This is a genomic window from Mesorhizobium sp. Root554 (assembly GCF_001427025.1).
In the GTDB taxonomy this organism is placed as follows: domain Bacteria; phylum Pseudomonadota; class Alphaproteobacteria; order Rhizobiales; family Rhizobiaceae; genus Mesorhizobium.
In genome coordinates this window covers 3,481,035-3,500,988 of record NZ_LMGA01000001.1, presented here as the reverse complement: position 1 = coordinate 3,500,988, position 19,954 = coordinate 3,481,035, and the positions used below count along the sequence as shown (strand labels likewise).

Sequence of the window (19,954 nt, the reverse complement as noted above, 5' to 3'; positions counted from 1 at the left end):
GTGTTCGAGTCACCTAAGCGGCACCACTTCCCTTTCCACGCAGCAGACCGGAGAGCCGGTCGCGCTTGGCTTCTCCATCGGAGCGCTGATGTCTTAATTCTTTCCACGTCTTGACCGCCTAAGGCCAGCTATTGTCGCCCGATGTCTATCCAGCCTTCCGGTTTCTGAAGCTGAGCAGCGCCGAACGGCTGGTCTCCGCCTCATGCTGGCGGGACCGGACCCGCATCAGGTCCTTCCAGCCGATATAGCCGACCAACCTGGAATCGTCCCGCGACACCACGGGCAGGTGCGAGACATTCGCCGTCAGCAGCTTGTCCGAAAGCGCCTCGAGATATTCATCCGGATGGGCCAGCATGATCTTGCTGCCGGCAAGCAGTTCGGCAAGCGTCGTCGTGCGGTGCCGGCCGTTGCGGCGCCAGCGCAGGATGGCCGGCGGATCGATCAGGCCGAGCACGCGGCCGACGTCATCGACGACCGGAAAACTCGGATGCGACGTATCCGGCGCAGTCAGGAACAGCGCCGCGCCGTGAAGCGTCATGGAGCCTGGAACCGTCTGCACCTTGGCCGTCATCACTTCGCTGACGCGCGTCAGCGCGAAGGGATCGACGCGGTATTCCCGCACCAGATGATGACCTCGCCGCGCCACTTTCTCGGTCAGGATGGATCGCTTCATCACCAATACCGTGACCGCATGAGCGGTCGCGCAAGCGGCGATCAACGGCACCAGTATGTGCGTGTTGCCGGTCAGTTCGACGGCGAAGAAGGTTGCCGTCAGCGGCGCGCGCATGGTGCCACCCATGGTGGCGGACATCGCCAGCAGCGCCCACAGGCCGGGATCGGCCGCGGGCAGGAAGCCCGAAAGCATGGCGCCCATGGCGCCGCCAAGGATCAGCAAAGGCGCCAGCACGCCGCCCGAGGTTCCCGAACCGAGCGCCACCGACCAGATGATGGCCTTGACCACCAGCAGCATGAGCGCTGCCGCGACCAGCGTATTGCCCTCCAGAAGCCTCGAAATGTTATCGTAACCGACGCCCAGCGCATCTGGCTCGATCAGGCCGCCGATGCCAACAACGAGGCCGCCCAGCATGGGCCACCACATCCAGTGGATCGGCAATTTCAGGAACGCATCCTCGCAGGCATAGACCATCTGCGTCAGCAGCGTCGACAGCAGGCCGGCGGCGGCGCCGATGGCGACCCAGCCGCCCAAGGCGGCGAGCGAGACGTCGATGCTGCCGGCGAAGGGAAACAGGGGCGCCGGCATGTGCAGCAGGGTGCGCTCCACCTCTGCCACGATGGCCGCAACCGCGACGGGAATGAAGCTGCGCGGCGTCCACTCGAACAGGAGCAGTTCGACCGCCAGCATGATGGCGGCGATCGGCGTGCCGAAGACAGTAGTCATGCCGGCCGCAGCGCCCGCCACCAGCAGGGTCTTGCGCTCATTGTCGCTGACCGGCAGCAACTGCGCGATCAGCGAGCCGATGGCGCCGCCCGTCATGATGATCGGGCCTTCCGCGCCGAAGGGTCCGCCGGTGCCGATCGAGATCGCCGAGGAAAGCGGCTTCAGCACGGCGACCTTGGCGTCGAGCCGCGAACGTCCGAGCAGGATCGCCTCGATGGCTTCGGGAATGCCATGGCCCCTGATCTTCTCGCTGCCGAAGCGCGCCATGAGGCCGATGATCAGCGCTCCGATCACCGGAATAAGTACGGCTGCATAGCCGAGATGGTTGTCGCCCGGCTTCAGGTCGGAAAAATCGAACTGCCCGAAATAGGCGATGTTGGTCGCCAGCTGGATGAGCTTCAACAGAATGATGCCAGCGACCAGAGCGACCGACGCCACCACCACCGCAATGGCGGCGATGAACAGGACACGGGCGTCGGTCGTGAAATCGCCGAGCCGGCGATGGCTGAATTGTCCGGACTGCATGGAAACCGCTTTCTTACTCGAGGCGCAACGGCCATATGTTTGGTGTCGGGCATCGCGCCCATTGCGGTAGACCTATATCGTAACACGATATAAATTCTCAAGCCTCTTGTTGCCGAGGAAATCGCCATGACGGATACACCGGACCCGAATGACAGACCTTCGAGGAAACGGCCGGCCATCCGGCAATCGGATTACGAAAGGCTGTCGGAATTCCGGCATCTGATCCGGCTCTTCCTGGAGTTCAGCCAGGAAAAGGCCAGGCTTGCCGGCCTGACCCCACGCCACCACCAGGCGCTGCTGGCGATCAAGGGGTATCCCGGCGGGGGTCCGGTCACGGTGGGCAAGCTGGCGGAGCGCCTGCGCATCCGCCACCACAGCGCGGTCGAGCTGGTCGACCGCATCTGCGAGGCAGGCCTGATCACCAGGGATCAGGACAAGGCCGACCACCGCCGCGTCGTGCTGAACCTCACGCCGCGCGCGGAGGAACACCTGGCCGACCTTTCGGCCGCCCATCTCGACGAACTAGACCGCATCGAACCGATGCTGCGCCGGCTGCTGAGGCACGGGGACGAAGACGGTTCCGCGCCGGCCGCTTGATTGCGGCCTCCGTCATGGGATTTGATTTCCCGAGGACGAAGGCGCGAAATCCGGATTGAATGCCTTTGCTTGAAGTATGCCATATGGCGTGCTATCTTGTGCCACATGGCAAGAAATGTGTTACGATTGGCTGCAACGAGAGCCGCCCGGAGCGAACCTTTCGACGGTCCTGCCTCGGGCCTTACCTGGAGCGAAGAGGAGGTGGCCGGCACGGCCGCCAAGGCCTATGCACGGATTGCCGCCGCATGGCGCTTGCGCAATGAGGAGGCGGCGGGCCTGATCGACGTTTCACCACGCACCTGGGCGCGCATGAAGGCAGGCAACTGGTCGGGACGCCTGTCGAAAGACCAGCTTTTGCGCATCAGCGGCGTCACCGGGCTCTACAAGGCACTGCATCTCTATTTCAGTGATCCGCTGGCCGACGAGTGGGTTGGGCTGGCCAATGCCGGGCAGAGCTTCGGCGGCCAGACACCGAAGGACGTGATGATTGGATCGGGCTTGCCGGCCATCCTGCAAACGCGCGATTATGTCGATGCGCTGCGGGGCGGCGTGTGATCCCGCCGCTGACGGCCGTCGCCCAGCCGGCCACCGTCCGCCTGATATCGACCGCCTACTTCAAGCCTCCGGTGCTGAAGGTGCTGGTCGATACGGATGAAGAGTTGCAAATCCTCGAGGACCTCGAAGGCTTGACCAACCGGCGGCTGCGGGCGGAACGGTCCGGTCTCGCCTCGCTGCATCCGCGCGAACTGATCTTCCAGGCCTGGGGCCGCACCTATATCAACGCCGCCTTCACTTATACGCGCGCCGAGGGCAACCGCTTCAACAGCGGCGACCGGGGCGCGTGGTATTCCGCCTTCGATGAGGGTACAGCCATTGCCGAGGTGGGCTTTCACCGCACCCGCGAACTCGCCAATATCGGCCGCTTCGAGGACGAGGCGATCTACCAGGCGCTGCTCGCCGGGTTCATCGGCGATTTTCATGATCTGCGAAAAATGAAGCCAAGGCCGGATTGTCTCGGTCCTGACCCGGCCTCGGCCTATCCCGCCGGTCAGCAACTGGCCCGGGAGTTGAGGCACGAAGGGTCGCGCGGCCTCGTCTATCCATCGGTACGCCGGCGCGGCGGCACCTGCCTCGTCGCCTTCGAGCCGCATGTCGTGCAGAATGTGCGCCCCGCTGCCCGGTGGAAATTGTCCTGGACGGGATCGGCCGGCTACACGGTGACGACGGTCTGACGACCCCGCCCCTGTGGGTCAGGCCGCTCTCTTCCTTGCCAGCCGCGCCTTGATGCTCTCGACATCGGCGCGCGGCGTGGCGGCGAACAGCGTCTGCGTATAGGCGTGCCGCGGGTTGGAGAAGACTTCGTCGCGCGGCCCGTATTCAACCGCCTCGCCGAAATACATCACCATTACGTCGTCAGCGATGTAGCGCACGACAGACAGATCGTGGCTGATGAAAACGTAGGTCAGCTTGAACTCGTCCTGCAGATCGGCCAGCAGGTTCAGCACCTGCGCCTGCACGGACAGATCGAGCGCCGAGACCGGCTCGTCGAGCACCAGCAGGCTGGGGTTCAGCATCAGGGCGCGGGCAATGGCGATGCGCTGGCGCTGGCCGCCGGAGAACATATGCGGATAGCGGTTGTAGTGCTCAGGCCCAAGCCCGACCTTCCTCAGCATCGCCATGGCGCGGTCGCGCCGTTCGCTCGCCGGGGTGTCGGTGTTGATCTTCAGCGGCTCACCGAGGATGTCGCCGATCTTCTGGCGCGGATTGAGCGACCCGTAGGGATTCTGGAAGACGATCTGCACCTTGCGGCGCATCTCCTTCGACAGGCCGTGACGGGCGATATCGACCTGCTCGCCGTCGATGAACAAGTCACCGGCGGTCGGCGCATCGATCAGCGTGACGATGCGGGCGAGCGTGGACTTGCCGCAGCCACTCTCGCCGACGATGGCGAGCGTCTTGCCCTGCTCCACCGTGAAGGAGACGCCCTTGACTGCATGGACAGTGCGCCCCCCTCTGAACAGCCCACCGGCGACGTTGTAGTCCCGAACAATGTTGCGGGCGTCGAGTACGATCCTGGCCATCATGCCGCTCCCGGCGCCGGTTCGAACATCATATCCGAAACAGTCGGTAGCCGGTCGCCGACAGCGTTCTCCGGCAGCGCCGAAAGTAACGCGCGCGTGTAATTGCTCTTCGGATTCTCGAACAGCGACAGCACGTCCGCCTCCTCCATCTTGCGGCCCTTGTACTGGACGATGACCCGATCCGCCGTCTCGGCGACGACGCCCATATTGTGGGTGATCATGATGAGGCCCATGCCGTATTTTTCCTGCAGGCCAACCAGCAGGTCGAGAATCTGCTTCTGGATCGTCACATCGAGCGCCGTCGTCGGCTCGTCGGCGATCAACAGCTTGGGATTGCAGGCAATGGCGATGGCGATCATGACGCGCTGGCACTGGCCGCCCGACATCTGGTGCGGGAAGGAATTCAGGCGTTCCTCCGGTTCGGCAATGCCGACCAGCGTCATCAGCTCGATGGCGCGGGCGCGGCGCTCGGCCCGGTCCATGCCCATGTGGAAGCGCAGCACTTCCTCGATCTGGAAACCGACAGTGAAGCAGGGATTGAGGCTGGCGATCGGCTCCTGGAAGATCATCGAGATGTCCTTGCCGACAATCTTGCGGCGCGCGGCAGGGCTGAGACCAAGCAGGTCGATGCCGTCGAAGGCCATGCGATCCGCCTTCACGATGGCGCTCGGCGGCAGCAGCCCCATGACCGCCAGCATCGACACCGACTTGCCAGAGCCGGATTCGCCGACGATCGCCAGCACCTCGCGTGGCTCGACCGACAGGTCGATGCCCCGCACCGCCATGAACGGTCCGGTCGAGGTGTCGAAGGAAACGGTTAGGTTCTTGATATCGAGAAGCGGCATCGCTCACGACCTCTTCAGCTTGGGATCGAGCGCATCGCGCAAACCGTCGCCGATCAGATTGATAGCGAGCACGGTGATGAGGATGGCAAGGCCGGGGAACGTCACCACCCAGGGCGCGCGCAGGATGAACTCGCGCGCCGAGGCGAGCATCGTGCCCCATTCCGGCGTTGGCGGTTGTGCGCCCATGCCGAGGAAGCCGAGCGCGGCGGCCTCCAGAATTGCGTTGGAGAAGGACAGCGTCGCCTGCACGATCAGCGGCGCCACGCAATTCGGCAGGATGGTGACCAGCATCAACCTGAGATGACTGGCGCCTGCGACCTTGGCCGAGACGACATATTCGCGGTTCTTCTCGGCCATGACGGCGGCGCGGGTCAATCGGGCGAAGTGCGGCTGCAGCACCAGCGCGATGGCAAGCATGGCGTTGAACAGGCCGGGACCGAGGATCGCCACCAGCACCAGCGCCAGAAGCAGCGACGGGAAGGCCAGGATGATATCCATCACCCGCATGATCAGCGCATCGACCCAGCCACGGAAATATCCCGCCAGGACGCCGAGAATGATGCCGCTGACGAGGGCGAAGACGACGACCACCAGGCCGATGAACAGCGAATAGCGCGCGCCGTGGATCAGCCGCGAAAGCATGTCGCGCCCAACAGCATCAGTGCCGAGCAGGAACATCGACTTGCCGCCCTCCTGCCAGGCAGGCGGCGTCAGCAACGAATCGCGGAACTGCTCGTCGGGAAGATGCGGCGCGACCAGCGGCGCGAAGATCGCCATCAGCACCAGCAGCGTGAACACGACCAGCCCGATCACCGCGCCAGTGTTCATCGAGAAATAGTGCCAGAACTCGACCAGGCCGCGGTTGCGCGGTTCCGGCGGAAGCGTGGCGGCGGTGCCTTCGCCTGCGGACTGATCGGTCATTGGCTACTGCACCCTGATGCGCGGATTGATGACGGCATAGAGCATGTCGACGAGCAGGTTCACCGCCATGACGATCAGCGCGATGATAAGCAGCCCGCTCTGGACAACTACGTAGTCGCGTTTGCCGATGGCATCGATCATCCATTTGCCAATGCCGGGCCAGGAGAAGATCGTCTCGGTCAGGATGGCGCCGGCCATCAGCGTGCCGACCTGCAGGCCGATGGTTGTGACCACCGGGATCAGCGCATTGCGGAAGGCATGCAGGCCGACGACGCGGCGCGGAGCCAAACCCTTTGCGCGGGCCGTACGGACATAATCCTCGCCCAGTACCTCCAGCATGGCCGAACGCGTCTGGCGCGCGATGACGGCGAGCGGGATGGTCGCCAGCACGATGGATGGCAAAATCAAATGGCTGACGGCGGACGAGAACGCGCCGGGCCGGCCGGCGATCAGGCTGTCGATCAGCATGAAGCCGGTGACGGGGCGGAAAAAATATTGCAGGCCGATGCGGCCCGAGACCGGCGTCCAGCCGAGATAGCCGGAGAAGAAGATGATCAGCAACAGCCCCCACCAGAAGATCGGCATGGAATAGCCGGTCAGCGCCACGCCCATGGTGGCCTGGTCGAACCAGGAACCGCGTTTTACGGCGGCGAAGATGCCGGCCGGGATGCCGATGGCGACAGCGATGATGAGCGCCACCACTGCCAGCTCCAGCGTTGCCGGAAACAGCGCCATGAACTCGCCCCACACGGGCCGCTTTGTGGCAATGGAGATACCGAAGTCGCCGGTCAGCACATTGCCGATATAGTCGAGGTACTGGACGATATAGGGCCGGTTGTAACCGAAGCGCTCGATCAGTTCGGCGTAGCGCTCCGGACTGACGCCGCGTTCGCCGGCGAGCGCCAGGATAGGATCGCCCGGCAGCAGCCTGACGAAGGCGAACGCCGCCAGCGAAATGCCGATGACAGTCGGCACGATCAGCGCCAGCTTATGGAGCAGGTAGCGGAACATGTTCAGTCAACCCGGCTAGGACCAATCCTAGAACGTTACCGATACGCTTATCGGATAAGACAACGGCGCTGGACGCGAGTCCAGCGCCGCGATCGCTCGATTGCCGAAGGTCACTCGGTGACGTCGACGCCGTCGAACCGGTGAATGCCGAGCGGATCCATGACGAAGCCCGAGACCTTCTTGTTCATCGGCATGAACACCTTGGAGTGGGCGATGGTCAGCCACGGAGCCTCACGCTTGAACACGACCTGCGCCTCTTCATAGATCTTGGTGCGTTCGGCCTGGTCCGTGGTGGCCTTGCCCTTCTGCAGCAGGTCCTCGAACTCCTTGTTGCACCAGATCGCGTAGTTGGACTGGCCAATGGCCGAGCAGCCCAGCAGGAACAGGAAGTTGTCCGGATCGCCATTGTCGCCGGTCCAGCCGAGCTGGAAGGCGCCGTCGCGGTCCTTGGCCTTGCCGCGCTCGCGATACTCCGTCCATTCGTAGCTGATGATCTCCGCCTTGACGCCAACCTTGGCGTAGTCGGCCTGGATCAGTTCCGCGACGCGCTGGGCGTTCGGGTTGTACGGACGGCTGACCGGCATGGCCCAGATCTTCATGGAAAGATCCTTCACGCCGGCGGCCTCGAGCATCTTCTTGGCTTCGTCAGGATTGTACTCGTCGTCCTTGATGGCGTCGTTGTAGGACCACATGGTCGGCGGGATCGGGTTCTTGGCCACCTGGCCGGCGCCCTGATAGACCGCGTCGATGATGGCCTGCTTGTTGACCGCCATGTTGAGGGCCTTGCGGACCTCGACCTTGTCAAACGGCGGCAGCGTGGTGTTGTAGGCCATGTAGCCGATGTTCAACCCTTCCTGCTCCTCGACATTGAGGTTGGTGTCAGCCTTGAGGCCCTCAATGTCGGCGGGCGCCGGGTACGACATGATATCGCATTCGCCGGCCTTGAGCTTCTGCGCGCGCACCGCCGGATCGGGCGTGATGGCGAAGATCAGGTCGTCGATCTTCTGGCGGCCGCCGAAATAGCCGTCCCATGCAGCGTAGCGGATGACCGCGTCGACCTGATAGTCGACGAACTGGTAAGGGCCGGTGCCGACTGGCTTCTGGGTAAACTGCTGCTTGGTGTCGGCCTTTTCGAGCTGGTCGGCATACTCCTTCGAAACGATCGACGAGAAATCCATGCCAAGGTCGGGAAGGAAAGCCACTTCCGGCTTGGTCAGCACGAACTTGACCGTCAGATCATCGACCTTGACGATTTCCTTCAGCAGGTCGGGGAAGCCCATGCCAGTGAAGTATTCCCAGCCGGTGCCGGGGAGATATTCGTACCAGGGGCTGTCCTTCTTCCACTGACGCTCGAAGGAGAATTTCACATCGTCGGCGTTGAGGTCGCGGGTCGGAGTGAAATAGTCGGTGGTCTGGAACTTGACACCCGGACGCAGCTTGAACGTGTATTCCAGCCCGTCGTCGGAAACCGTCCAGCTTTCGGCAAGGCCCGGCGAGATGGTCGTCTTGCCCTTGTCGAACTCGACCAGCCGCGAATAGATGGTGCGCGACGAAGCGTCGAAGTCGTTGCCGCCACTCCACGGCGAGGGATCAAAGCCTGCCGGCGAAGCTTCCGAACAATAGACGAGCGTTTTGGCGTTGGCCACGCCGCCCAGCATGGTTGCGGCCAGCAAGGCAGCCGCAAAAGCCAGTTTCGTTTTCATTGAGCACTCCCTGATTTTCTTACAAGCCCCTCTTCAGGCTCGTGAAGGCAGCATATAAGCACCGTTCATTTGGCTTTGGAACACCCTGCGGTTTACCCTAACGGAAGCAGCGGCGACGATCCGCCTTTAACCGGGTATTGCATTCCACCGGCAAAGCCCGAGTCTGCGAGGCAGCGCTATCGATGCCCGACAATGTGCCCCGGCAAGGATCTCTGCCAAGCTACCCCTGCGGCACCACTTGCTTGTCCCCGGATTGTCGCCATAGATAGAGTGGAGGAACCAGGCCAAGAATTCGGCCTTGCCCCGCAAAGTCCGGCAAGCGCCGGCAAAAAGAGCCGACCGACCAAGGTCGGCATCGAGGGAGGGAATCAGGTGGCAAAGTCAGGCAAGACGGCGGCGGCTTCGGCCAGCAACACACCCAAGAGCAATGCGGCGAAAAGCTCCGGGGCCAAGGCCAGCACGGCGAAGACAGGCGCGACAACGGCTGGAGCAGGTGCGAAGATCGCGGCCAGGCCCGTCAAGGCAAGTCCTGCCAAGAGCGCGAAGCCCGTGGCGGTCGCCGCAAAGTCCGCCCTGAAACCCGCGGCGGAACCGAAGACAAGCGCCACAAAATCAGCCAAGCCGACTACTGCCGCCAAAGCGTCGGCGGCGAAGACCGCCAAACCCGCTGCTGCAAAGGTTTCCGCCAAAACCGGCGGACCCACCAGGACCAGCGCCGCCAAAGCCAAACCTCCTGCTGCAAAGCAATTGATGCCAAAAGCAAGCACCGCAGCATCCAAGGCGCCAGCGGTGAAGGCATCGGTGGCCAAAGCGCCAGCGAAAGCAGCTCCGGTAAAAACGGCGGCCGCCAAACCATCGACAAAGCCGGCAACACCGAAAACGGCGGTTACAGCCACTGTCAAAGCGCCGAAGAAAGCTGCGGCGTCAAGGTCCCCAGTGCCGTCAAAGAGCGGAAATAGCGCCAAGGTCGCCGTGAAACTGCCCAAGGCCCTTGCCGCGCTCGCCGCTGGCCAGAAGAAAAAGCCCTGGCTGGACAATTACCCCAAGGGCGTTCCCGCCGAGATTGGAAAGCTGCCGGCCGATTCAATCGGGGACCTGCTGGGGGATGCCTGCAAGGCGTTTTCCACACGCCCGGCTTTCACCTGCATGGGCAAGACGATGAGCTACGGCGAACTCGACCGGCTCTCAGCGGCCTTCGCCGTGTTCCTGCAATCCAAGGGGTTGCAGAAGGGCGCGCGGGTGGCGCTGATGATGCCCAATGTGCTGCAGTATCCGGTGGCCATGATGGCCGTGCTGCGCGCCGGCTATATCGTGGTCAACGTCAATCCGCTCTACACGCCGCGCGAACTCGAGCACCAGCTCAAGGATTCCGGCGCGCAGGCGATCGTCATCCTCGAGAACTTCGCCGCGACGCTGGAGGCGATTGTCGCCAAGACGCCGGTCAAGCATGTGGTGGTCGCCTCGATGGGCGAGATGCTCGGCGGGCTGAAGGGCGCGATCGTCAATCTCGTCGTGCGGCGGGTCAAGAAGATGGTGCCGGCATGGTCGCTGCCCGGCCATACGAAATTCGCCGCGGCGCTGAAGGCGGGCGCGGGCCAGACGCCGAAGGCGGTGGAGACGAGAGCCGAGGAAGTCGCCTTCCTGCAATATACTGGCGGGACTACGGGCGTGTCGAAGGGCGCTATGCTGCTGCACAGCAATGTCGTCGCCAATGTCGCGCAGAACGCGCTGTGGGTGGAGGACGCCTATACGGTGAAGCCGAAGCCGGCGAACCTGACCTTCGTCTGCGCGCTGCCGCTCTATCACATCTTCGCGCTGACGGTGAACGCGCTGATGGGCATGCAGCAGGGCGCGCACAACATCCTGATCCCCAATCCGCGCGACATTCCCGCCTTCGTCAAGGAACTGAAGAAATATCCGATCAACATCTTCCCCGGCCTCAACACGCTGTTCAACGCGCTGCTGAACAATGAGGAGTTCCGCAAGCTCGACTTCAAGCCGCTGATCCTGACGTTGGGCGGCGGCATGGCGGTGCAAAAGGCGGTGGCCGAACGCTGGAAGGCGCTGACAGGGTGCCCGATCTCGGAAGGTTATGGCCTGTCGGAAACGTCGCCGGTAGCGACGGCCAACAAATTCAGCGTCGGCGACTACACCGGCACGATCGGTCTGCCATTGCCATCGACCGAAATCGCCATCCGCGACGACGACGGCAACGACCTGCCATTTGGCGAGGTCGGCGAGATCTGCATTCGCGGACCGCAGGTGATGGCCGGCTACTGGAACCGCGACGACGAGACCGCCAAGGTGATGACTGCGGACGGGTTCTTCAAATCCGGCGACATGGGCTTCATGGACGAACGCGGCTACACCAGGATCGTCGACCGCAAGAAGGACATGATCCTTGTCTCCGGCTTCAACGTCTATCCGAACGAGTTGGAGGACGTGGTGGCCCAGCATCCGGGCGTGCTCGAAGTGGCCGCCATCGGCGTGCCGGACGAAAAGTCGGGCGAGGTGCCGAAGCTTTTCATCGTCAAGAAGGATCCGGCGCTGACGGCGGAAGCGATAACCGCCTACTGCCGGGACAATCTCACCGGCTACAAGCGCCCGCGATACATCGAATTCCGTACCGAACTTCCGAAGACGCCGGTCGGCAAGATCCTGCGGCGAGAGCTCAGGGGATAGTCATGCCCCCGTCATGACGGCAGGGGTTGATCAAGAACGCCGCCGCATTCGCATTGGTCAATGGTCCGTCAGAGGAACCAATCAGGTCGCGCTGCCGTCTTCCACGAAGGCAGGCTTGGCCAGCTTGCGGGCATGGTCGCGCAAATCCGCAGGCCAGTCTTTGCTCAACGCCAGGAACCTGTCGCGGTTACCGGCATAAAGCGCGCGCGTCGCTTCCTCATAGCCTGGCTGGTTGCCCAGCATCGCGCCCATGAAGCGGTCGGCGGCCTGCTGCGCCTGCTTGGACGAGACTTGCCCGCCGGCTGCCTTGCGCGCCGCGTCGACCAGCTTGCGAAGCGTAACCGACGCGCCGCCCGGCTGCTCGCCGAGCCATTCCCAATGCCGTGGCAGAAGCGTGATCTCGCGGGCGACGACGCCGAGCTTCGGGCGTCCCGAAGAGCGGCGGGATTCACCTGCGACCGGCCCTTCGGTCGGCTGTTCCTCGGCTGATTTTTCCTCGGGTTGTCGTGTCTTGGCCTTCAGCCGACCGAGAATTTCCTCGTTGCTGCCACGCAGATCGAAATCGACCTGCCGGCCAGTGAGGTCATCAAAAATCAGAACCGTGGTCGCGTTGTCGAGATCCTGCGTCGCCTTGACCGCCAGCGCCACTTCGCCGGCGGGGCCGGACGCGAACATGTGCTCGCCCGAAAAGGCGGTGATGGTGTTTTCCATATTCTGGACTCCTTTCGGAGGTTTTTACCCGGATTTTATTCCATTGTCAATATTACCCGGATAAAATTAGTTGATCGCAACTACACCGAACCGGTCAATCCCGGGTCTGCTTTTCGAGCCAGGCCGGCAGTTCGGCGACCGAATCCAGAACTACGTCCGCCAGCGGCGTCAGCGATTCACGCGTGCCGGTTCCGGAAAGAACCGCCACGGCCAGACCGCAACCGCCGGCCCGCGCCATTTCAAGATCATGACGGTTATCGCCGACCATGGCGATTTCCACGGGTTTCAACCCTGTGAGGTCGCAGAAAGACACCACCGTATCGGGCGCCGGTTTCGGATTCGCCACGGCATCATAGCCGTAAGCCGCATCGAAGAGTTGCGCGACGCCGAGCGCCAGCAGCGTCTGCTCGCAGCCGGCGGTGGAATCGTTGGTGGCGACGCCCAACCTGTAAGGCTTGGCGTGCAGTGCGGCGAGTGCTTCGGCTATCCCCGGTAGGGCGACGGCCATGGCGGCGCCCTGCGATGCTGTCGTCGCATTGAAGTGGCGCAGCGTGCCGGCGAAATCGTCGCCGGCAAGGTGCGGGAACCACAGTTCGACAACATCGCGGTTGGTGCCGGCGGCAAAGACGGAATCCGGCCTGAAACGCTTCGCGGCAAAATCGAAGCCACCCGCATCAAGCAGTTCGTCGGCGCGCCGCCGGTCGCCTTCGGCGGCTTCCATCGCCATGAAATCCGCGACGCCGAACCAAGTGGCGTTGAAATCGACAAGCGTGCCGTCCTTGTCGAACAGGATGCCTTTTATGCCCGCCAAACGCCCCTACTCCGATCCACGCAGCCGGCGGATAGTTTCCACCAGACCGGCCGTGGACGCATCGCGGCCTGCGGCATTCTGCTTGCCCTCCACGACAGGCAGCAGGCCCGTCGCCAGTTCCTTGCCCAGTTCGACGCCCCACTGGTCGAAAGAATTGATGTCGTAGAGCACGCCTTCCACGAAAACGCGGTGCTCATAGAGCGCGATGAGGCGACCAAAGGTGCGCGGGTCGAGCTTGCGGTAAAGAATTGTCACCGAGGGGCGGTTGCCGGAGAAGACCCGGTGCGGGGCGATCCGGTCGACGAAATCAGGTTTCTGGCCCTTGGCCAGCATCTGCGCCCGCGCCTCTTCCAGCGTGCGACCCTTCATCAGGGCCTCGGACTGGGCCAGACAATTGGCCAGCAGCAGATCGTGGTGATGCTTGAGGTCCGGCTCGTGGCCGACGGCGGCGGCGAGGAATTCCACCGGGATGAAGTCGGTGCCCTGATGCAGGAGCTGGAAGAAGGCATGCTGGCCGTTGGTGCCGGGTTCGCCCCAGACAAGCGGCCCGGTTGGCGTCGGCACCGGCGTGCTTTCGATGGTGACGCTCTTGCCGTTCGATTCCATGTCGAGCTGCTGCAGATAGGCGGGCAGGCGCGACAGGCGCTGGTCGTAAGGGATGACGGCGCGCGCCGGGTACTCGCAGACAACCCGATGCCACCAGCCGACAAGGCCGAGCAGCGCCGGCAGGTTCCGCATCAGCGGCGCGGTGCGGAAATGCTCGTCCATCTCGTGCGCGCCGGCGAGGAATTCATCGAAGTTCACCGAGCCGATCGCGATCATCACCGGCAGGCCGATAGCGCCCCAGACCGAATAACGACCGCCGACCCAGTCCCAGAAGCCGAACACCCTTTCCTCGCGGATGCCGAATTTTGCAACCAGATCGAGCGCCGTCGATACCGCGGCAAAGTGATGGCCGACGGCATCCTTGCCGAGCTTCGCCTCGACCCAGCGCCGCGCCGTCTCGGCATTGGTCATTGTCTCAACGGTGGTGAAGGTCTTGGACGCGATGATGAACAGTGTCGTCGCGGGATCGAGCCCCTTCAGCGTATCGTGGATGTGTGCGCCGTCTATGTTGGAAACGTAGTGACTGCGCGGCCCATCGTGATAAGGCGCGAGAGCCAGCGTAGCCATGGCTGGCCCAAGATCCGACCCTCCGATGCCGATATTGACGACATCGGTGATCTTCTTGCCGGTGGCGCCGACGGTCTTTCCATCCCTGACGGATTCGGCAAAATCCGCCATGGCGACCAGAACATCCATCACGTCCTTCTTGATGTCCTGACCGTCGACGTGAAGCCCCTTGCCGTCGAGATCGCGCAGGGCGGTATGCAAAACCGCGCGGTCCTCCGTGATGTTGATGTGCTTGCCGGCGAACATGGCCGCGCGTTTTGCCTCAACACCGGCAGCTTCGGCCAATTTCTCCAGCAGTCGCATGGTCTCGCCATCGACCGCGCATTTCGACCAATCGAGCAAAAGGTCGCCATCGGTTGCGGAAAATTCGGCAAACCGCCTGGGATCGGCAGCGAACGCCTCGCGCATGTTCATTGATGCCCCGGCGCGGCGATCGCGCAGGGCGGACAGCGTGGACTGGAAAGATTTGTGGTCCATGGCGGGCTCCGCGATCGATTTCGAACTAGCTTTGCCCGACCCGACGCGCGGGCAGAGACGGCGCGCGACTATCGTGGGAAATTCCGGTCGTTTCAACCGCTTTTCGTCATCCGAAACGACGTGGCCGACCTCAATGGATCAGCGACGTAAATCGAAAAAATCAGAATTATTGATTGGCGCAATGTCTTGGGCCACGCCTACATTCGACTGGTCCACGGAATCATGGATCGGCCGCGCAAGCAGGTCAGCCTCGACGGAGCACCCCAATGCCACAGCGAAACGATACGGCCATATGGTCCGGCCTGTTCAGGATATCGGCCGAATCCGGCCAGACGCTGCAGGCGCAAATCCGTCAGGCCATCGTTGCCGCGATCCTTGACCGCCAGATCGCCGCTTCCATGCCGCTGCCGTCCTGCCGCATCCTGGCCGAAAAGCTCGGCGTGGCGCGCGGCACCGTCGTGCTGGCCTTTCAGCAACTGGTCGATCAGGGATTTCTGGTGGCGCGCGAGCGGCGCGGCCATTTCGTCAATCCGGAAGTGCTGACGACGCCGGCCAAGCCGCAGAAGACGCCGGAACAGTCCAACGAGATCGACTGGAAGCAGCGGCGCAAGATCGCCGCCAGCGACATGCCGCCGCCGGCCAAGCACGACAACTGGATCAAATCGTCCTACCCGTTCGTCTACGGTCAGTTCGACCCGGGGCTGTTCCCGACTGCCGAATGGCGCGAGTGCAACCGCATGGCGCTGGCGGTGCTGGAAATCCGCAACTGGGCCTCCGACATGGTCGACCGCGACGATCCGCTGCTGATCGAGCAGATACAGGCGCGGCTGTTGCCACGGCGCGGCATCTTCGCCAATCCGGACGAAATCATCGTCACGCTCGGCGCGCAGAACGCGCTTTACATGCTGGCGACGCTTCTGATGAGCAAGGGCTCGAAGGTGGCGATGGAAGACCCCGGCTACCCCGACGCGCGGTCGATCTTCCGCCTTGTCGGCGCAGACATACAGCCGGTTCCGGTGGACCAGTCGGGTATCGTCACCTCGTCCATCGCCAACGATGCCGGCTTCGTCTTCGTGACGCCGAGCCATCACTGTCCGACCATGGTGCCGCTCTCGGCCGAGCGACGGCAGGACCTTCTGGCGCGCGCCAACCGCCACAACCAGATCATCATCGAGGACGGCTATGACAGCCAGCTTCTCGACGAAGCGCCGCAGCAGGCGCTGAAGAGCATCGACCGGTCCGGCCGCGTCGTCTATGTCGGCTCGATGTCGAAGACATTGGCGCCCGGCCTGCGGCTCGGCTACATCGTCGCCTCCGCCGGGCTGATCGCGGAATTGCGGGCGCTGCGCCGCTTCATGTTGCGGCATCCGCCGGCCAACAATCAGCGCGCCGTGGCGCTGTTCCTGTCGCTCGGCCATCATGAAGCGCTGGTGCGGCGGCTGTCCGCGGCGTTCGAGGAACGCCGCAAGCGGCTGGTGCATGCGCTTTCCGCATTCCTGCCCGAATGGCGCTCCACGGATTCCGCCGGGGGGACGTCGCTTTGGCTGGAAGGCCCGCGCGGTACGGATTCGCGTGAACTTGCCGCCACGGCTGCCAGCCGCAGCGTCATCATCGAGCCTGGCGACCGTTTTTTCGACCAGACCGACCAGCCCTCCCGTTTCATGCGGCTCGGCATTTCATCGATCGCGCTGCAGCATATAGAGCCTGGAATCCGCGAACTGGCGACGGCGGCCGGGCGGCGGCCCGCGGCGGCCTGACGGCACAAGGCGGACCTGGAAGCCGGGCGCATGCGACGCCCGGTCCCATTTGCTGGCTCAGACGGCGCAAATATGCTGGCTCTTAAGCTGACAGGAGATGGCAGCATAGTCTTCCAATGAACGGGCAGTTAGACGACGGAGATAACCGTCGCGGGGAACACTGCCGAAAAAGTGGGAATGAGTTCGATGCCTGGTGCTGTCAAGAAGCAGGAGGCGCGGCCCGACCGAGGTCCGCCGCGCCTTGCCGAGCGTCATGCGCTGCAGGCGCTCGCCAGCAAACCTCCGACAGGCGTTTCCCGCGCGACAGACATGGCGGAAGGAGGAAGCTACCGGCCGCTCGGCCAGAACGATGTGGAGCGCATCCACGATGCGGCATTGCGGCTGCTGGAAACAGTCGGCCTCGCCAATGCCATCCCCTCATGCGAGACGGTGCTGACGAAGGCGGGCGCGCTTGCAGGCGCCGACGGCCGCGTCCGCTTCCCGCGCCGGCTTGTGCTCGACGCAATCGCCAAGGCCGGCCGCAATTTCTCGCTGCATGGGCAGGACTCCCGGCACGATTTGACGATGCAGGGCAAGCGCGTTCACTACGGCACCGCCGGCGCAGCGGTGCATTTGGTCGATGTCGAGAAGCGCGAATATCGGGAATCGCGGCTGCAGGACATTTACGACGCGGCCCGCATCGCCGACGGGCTGGACAACATCCATTTCTTCCAGCGGCCGATGGTGGCGCGCGACATCGCCGACCCGATGCAGCTGGATTTCAATACGCTTTACGCCTGCGTATCCGGAACGGCCAAGCATGTCGGCACTTCGTTCACAGTGCGGGAGAACGTGAAGCCGGCGCTCGAAATGCTTTACGCCATCGCCGGCGGCGAGGCGAATTTCCGGGCGCGGCCATTCGTTTCAAACGCCAACTGCTTCGTCGTGCCGCCGATGAAATTCGCCGAAGATGCCTGCGGCGTGCTGGAAGCCTGTGTGGAAGGCGGCTTGCCGATCCTGCTTGTGTCCGCGGTACAGGCCGGCGTCACCGCCCCGGCATCGCTCGCCGGCGCCGTGACCCAGGCGGTGGCCGAGGTTCTCGCCGGTCTGGTCTACGTCAACGCGATCAGCCCCGGCCATCCGGCGGTCTTCGGCGCCTGGCCATTCGCCTCCGATCCGCAGACCGGCGCGATGGCAGGCGGGTCGGCGGAACAGGCTCTGATGACCGCCGCCTGCGCGCAGATGGCGCATTTCTACGATCTTCCAGGCGGTTCGCCTGCCGGGATGGCCGATGCGAAACTGCCGGACCTTCAAAGCGGCTATGAAAAAGGCATCAGCAATGTGCTGGCCGGTCTGGCCGGGCTCAACATGGTCTACGAGGCGGCGGGGATGCATGCCTCCCTGCAGGGCTTCTGCCTGGAAAGCCTGATCCTCGACAACGACATACTGGGACAATGCATGCGTTGCGTGCGCGGCATCGACGTCAGCGAGGACGCGCTTTGCGTCAGCACCGTTGCCGAGGTCTGCCTCGGTGGACCAGGTCACTATCGCGGCGATGCGCAAGCCGGCGATGAACCCGAACGCGGCCATCGCCCGGCCTTGGCCGATCGCCTCTCGCCGAAAGACTGGGAGAAGGCTGGCAGACCGGATATCGTGCAGCGCGCCATTGACCAAAAGCAGCGCATCCTGGCCGAACGGTTCCCGCGGCATATTCCACGATCGCTGGACGACTGGCTAAGGTCGCGGTTCGGCGATCTCATCCTGCTTCCCCGCGCCAGCATGGGCGGCTGAAGCGAGCTTCAATCCGGCTCTGCGGCCGCCGCCACGCCGAGCTGCGCGCGCTGACGCGGCATGCCGAGCCCGGTGTCCGGCGGCTCACCGGCGGCAGGCCGTTCACCTTCGATCATGTGCATGGTCCGCCATTTACCGAAACGGTAGTAGGCAATCGACAGGATCACCGAGGCGATGAAACCGGCCGGGAAGCTCCACCACAGCGCTTCCTGCCCCATATAGTCCCTGGCCATATAGGCGAAGGTGGTGCGCACCAGCAGAACCGAGACAATAAGAATAATCAGCGGCGCCATAACCGCCCCCGTGGCCCGCACCGTGGCGAAAATGACGATGGTGATGCCGAACAGCACGAAAGACCATGAGGCGACGTTGTTGATGTGCGCGGCGATATCGATGGCGGCGCTGTCGTTCACGAGGAAAAGGCCCAGCAGAGGCCGGTCGAAAAGATAGAGCAGGCTGATCAACGCTCCGGTCAGCACGACGTTGAAGGCGATGCCGGCCCCCGCGATGCGGCCGATGCGGTCCCATTTGCCGGCGCCGACGTTCTGTGCGGCCATGGACGAGACCGCCGCGCCGATCGCCAGCGCCGGCATCTGGATATAGGTCCACAGTTGCGCGGCGATGCCATAGGCGGCTGCGACTTGCGAGCCGTAAGTATTGACCAGCCCCATCACGGTGAGCGCGGCGGCTGAGATAACGATCATCTGCAGGCCCATCGGGACGCCCTTGAAGATGACAATCTTCAAAATCCGCAGATCTGGCTTCAACAACATCAGATCGGCGCCAGCCAGCCGTAGCGGATGCTTGCGCGCATAGAGCAGGACGAGGATGGCCACGACACTGACCGACTGGCCAATCAGGGTCGAAAGCGCCGAGCCGGCGATGCCCAGTTCAGGAAACGGCCCGATACCGGCGATCAGCAGCGGGTTAAGGATGATGTCGAGCACCACGGCAAGCAGCATGAAATAGAAGGGCGTGCGGGAATCTCCCGCGCCGCGCAGGGCGGTCATCACGAAGCTGAGGAAATTCGCAGCCGGCACGGCGACGAAGATGATGCGCAGATAGGACCGCGCCAGCGGCAGCGCGTCCGGCGGCGTGCCAAGCAGATTGAGGATGGAATCGACCCAGATCCACCCGCACACCGCGAACAGCGTCGAGATGAGGAAAAAGAACGTGGCGCTGGTGCCGACGATCTTCCTGGCTTCCGGGAGATTTTTCGCGCCCACTGACTGCGCCACCAGGATCGTTGCCGCCATGCCGATGCCGAACACCGTGCCGAGGATCAGGAACAGAACGAGATTGGCGTTGGAAGTGGCGGTCAGGGCGGATTCGCCGAGGAAGCGGCCGACCCATACCGAATTCACTGAGCCGTTCAGCGACTGCAGCACGTTGGAGCCGAGCACGGGAAGGGCGAACAGCAGCAGCGTACGCGAAATCGGCCCGCTGGTGAGATCGACGGTCTGGCGGCGCACGGGGGATCGTTCGGTCATG

17 protein-coding genes are annotated in these 19,954 nt (G+C 63.4%); 6 read left to right on the top strand and 11 right to left on the bottom strand.

The genetic code is table 11. The features are described 5' to 3' along the window. Nucleotides 1–145 precede the first annotated feature (145 nt). Nucleotides 146–1,924: a chloride channel protein gene (locus ASD44_RS16910; protein WP_056114596.1), complete on the bottom strand. Its 1,779-nt coding sequence runs from the start codon at nucleotides 1,922–1,924 to the stop codon at nucleotides 146–148. A 126-nt stretch (nucleotides 1,925–2,050) separates the two neighbouring features. Between ASD44_RS16910 and ASD44_RS16905 the strand changes: the two genes are divergently transcribed. From ASD44_RS16905 to ASD44_RS16895, 3 genes are all read left to right on the top strand, one after another. Beyond that, complete coding sequence (locus tag ASD44_RS16905; protein WP_056114593.1) at nucleotides 2,051–2,521, top strand: MarR family winged helix-turn-helix transcriptional regulator; 471 nt, start codon at nucleotides 2,051–2,053, stop codon at nucleotides 2,519–2,521. Between the two features lie 126 nt (nucleotides 2,522–2,647). Further along, nucleotides 2,648–3,076 carry an antitoxin Xre-like helix-turn-helix domain-containing protein gene (locus ASD44_RS16900; protein WP_244478794.1) on the top strand — a complete coding sequence of 143 codons (429 nt, stop codon included), beginning with the start codon at nucleotides 2,648–2,650 and terminating at the stop codon, nucleotides 3,074–3,076. Then, entirely contained in the window at nucleotides 3,073–3,753 is a 681-nt protein-coding gene (locus ASD44_RS16895) for an RES family NAD+ phosphorylase (RefSeq protein WP_244478793.1), read from the top strand. The genes ASD44_RS16900 and ASD44_RS16895 overlap by 4 nt, the downstream gene beginning before the upstream one ends. Nucleotides 3,754–3,771: 18 nt before the next feature. On the opposite strand, the gene ASD44_RS16890 is transcribed toward ASD44_RS16895, so the two are convergent. The 6 genes from ASD44_RS16890 to ASD44_RS18915 form a co-directional block, all read right to left on the bottom strand. After that, nucleotides 3,772–4,602, bottom strand: coding sequence for a dipeptide ABC transporter ATP-binding protein (locus ASD44_RS16890; protein ID WP_056116426.1), 831 nt, complete (start codon nucleotides 4,600–4,602; stop codon nucleotides 3,772–3,774). Next, a complete protein-coding gene (locus ASD44_RS16885) occupies nucleotides 4,602–5,447 on the bottom strand; it encodes an ABC transporter ATP-binding protein (RefSeq protein WP_056114587.1) in 846 nt (281 codons plus the stop codon). Before ASD44_RS16885 ends, ASD44_RS16890 begins: the two co-directional genes overlap by 1 nt. Nucleotides 5,448–5,450: 3 nt before the next feature. Beyond that, nucleotides 5,451–6,368, bottom strand: a complete 918-nt coding sequence (locus ASD44_RS16880) for an ABC transporter permease subunit (RefSeq protein ID WP_056114584.1) — start codon at nucleotides 6,366–6,368, stop codon at nucleotides 5,451–5,453. A 3-nt stretch (nucleotides 6,369–6,371) separates the two neighbouring features. Beyond that, nucleotides 6,372–7,379, bottom strand: coding sequence for an ABC transporter permease subunit (locus ASD44_RS16875; protein WP_056114581.1), 1,008 nt, complete (start codon nucleotides 7,377–7,379; stop codon nucleotides 6,372–6,374). 110 nt (nucleotides 7,380–7,489) lie between these two features. After that, nucleotides 7,490–9,082: an ABC transporter substrate-binding protein gene (locus ASD44_RS16870; RefSeq protein WP_056114578.1), complete on the bottom strand. Its 1,593-nt coding sequence runs from the start codon at nucleotides 9,080–9,082 to the stop codon at nucleotides 7,490–7,492. 368 nt (nucleotides 9,083–9,450) lie between these two features. After that, entirely contained in the window at nucleotides 9,451–10,068 is a 618-nt protein-coding gene (locus tag ASD44_RS18915; protein WP_162246434.1) for a hypothetical protein, read from the bottom strand. On the opposite strand from ASD44_RS18915, the gene ASD44_RS16860 reads away from it, so the two are divergent. Beyond that, nucleotides 10,061–11,764: a long-chain fatty acid--CoA ligase gene (locus ASD44_RS16860; protein ID WP_056116423.1), complete on the top strand. Its 1,704-nt coding sequence runs from the start codon at nucleotides 10,061–10,063 to the stop codon at nucleotides 11,762–11,764. The two genes, ASD44_RS18915 and ASD44_RS16860, sit on opposite strands and share 8 nt — an antisense overlap. A gap of 81 nt (nucleotides 11,765–11,845) precedes the next feature. Here ASD44_RS16860 and ASD44_RS16855 read toward each other — a convergent pair whose 3' ends face one another. From ASD44_RS16855 to pgi, 3 genes are all read right to left on the bottom strand, one after another. Further along, nucleotides 11,846–12,475: a DUF2239 family protein gene (locus tag ASD44_RS16855; protein WP_056114573.1), complete on the bottom strand. Its 630-nt coding sequence runs from the start codon at nucleotides 12,473–12,475 to the stop codon at nucleotides 11,846–11,848. 94 nt (nucleotides 12,476–12,569) lie between these two features. After that, on the bottom strand, nucleotides 12,570–13,286 hold the full coding sequence (locus ASD44_RS16850) for an HAD family hydrolase (protein ID WP_056114570.1): 717 nt from the start codon (nucleotides 13,284–13,286) through the stop codon (nucleotides 12,570–12,572). A 6-nt stretch (nucleotides 13,287–13,292) separates the two neighbouring features. Continuing rightward, nucleotides 13,293–14,936 carry a glucose-6-phosphate isomerase gene (pgi, locus tag ASD44_RS16845; protein ID WP_056114567.1) on the bottom strand — a complete coding sequence of 548 codons (1,644 nt, stop codon included), beginning with the start codon at nucleotides 14,934–14,936 and terminating at the stop codon, nucleotides 13,293–13,295. A gap of 266 nt (nucleotides 14,937–15,202) precedes the next feature. On the opposite strand from pgi, the gene ASD44_RS16840 reads away from it, so the two are divergent. Continuing rightward, nucleotides 15,203–16,693 (top strand): PLP-dependent aminotransferase family protein, encoded by a 1,491-nt coding sequence (locus ASD44_RS16840; RefSeq protein WP_056114564.1) that lies wholly within the window; start codon nucleotides 15,203–15,205, stop codon nucleotides 16,691–16,693. Nucleotides 16,694–17,002: 309 nt separating this feature from the next. Beyond that, nucleotides 17,003–18,463 carry a trimethylamine methyltransferase family protein gene (locus ASD44_RS16835; protein ID WP_244478847.1) on the top strand — a complete coding sequence of 487 codons (1,461 nt, stop codon included), beginning with the start codon at nucleotides 17,003–17,005 and terminating at the stop codon, nucleotides 18,461–18,463. 8 nt (nucleotides 18,464–18,471) lie between these two features. On the opposite strand, the gene ASD44_RS16830 is transcribed toward ASD44_RS16835, so the two are convergent. Next, a complete protein-coding gene (locus tag ASD44_RS16830; protein ID WP_056114559.1) occupies nucleotides 18,472–19,953 on the bottom strand; it encodes an MATE family efflux transporter in 1,482 nt (493 codons plus the stop codon). Nucleotide 19,954: the final 1 nt, after the last annotated feature.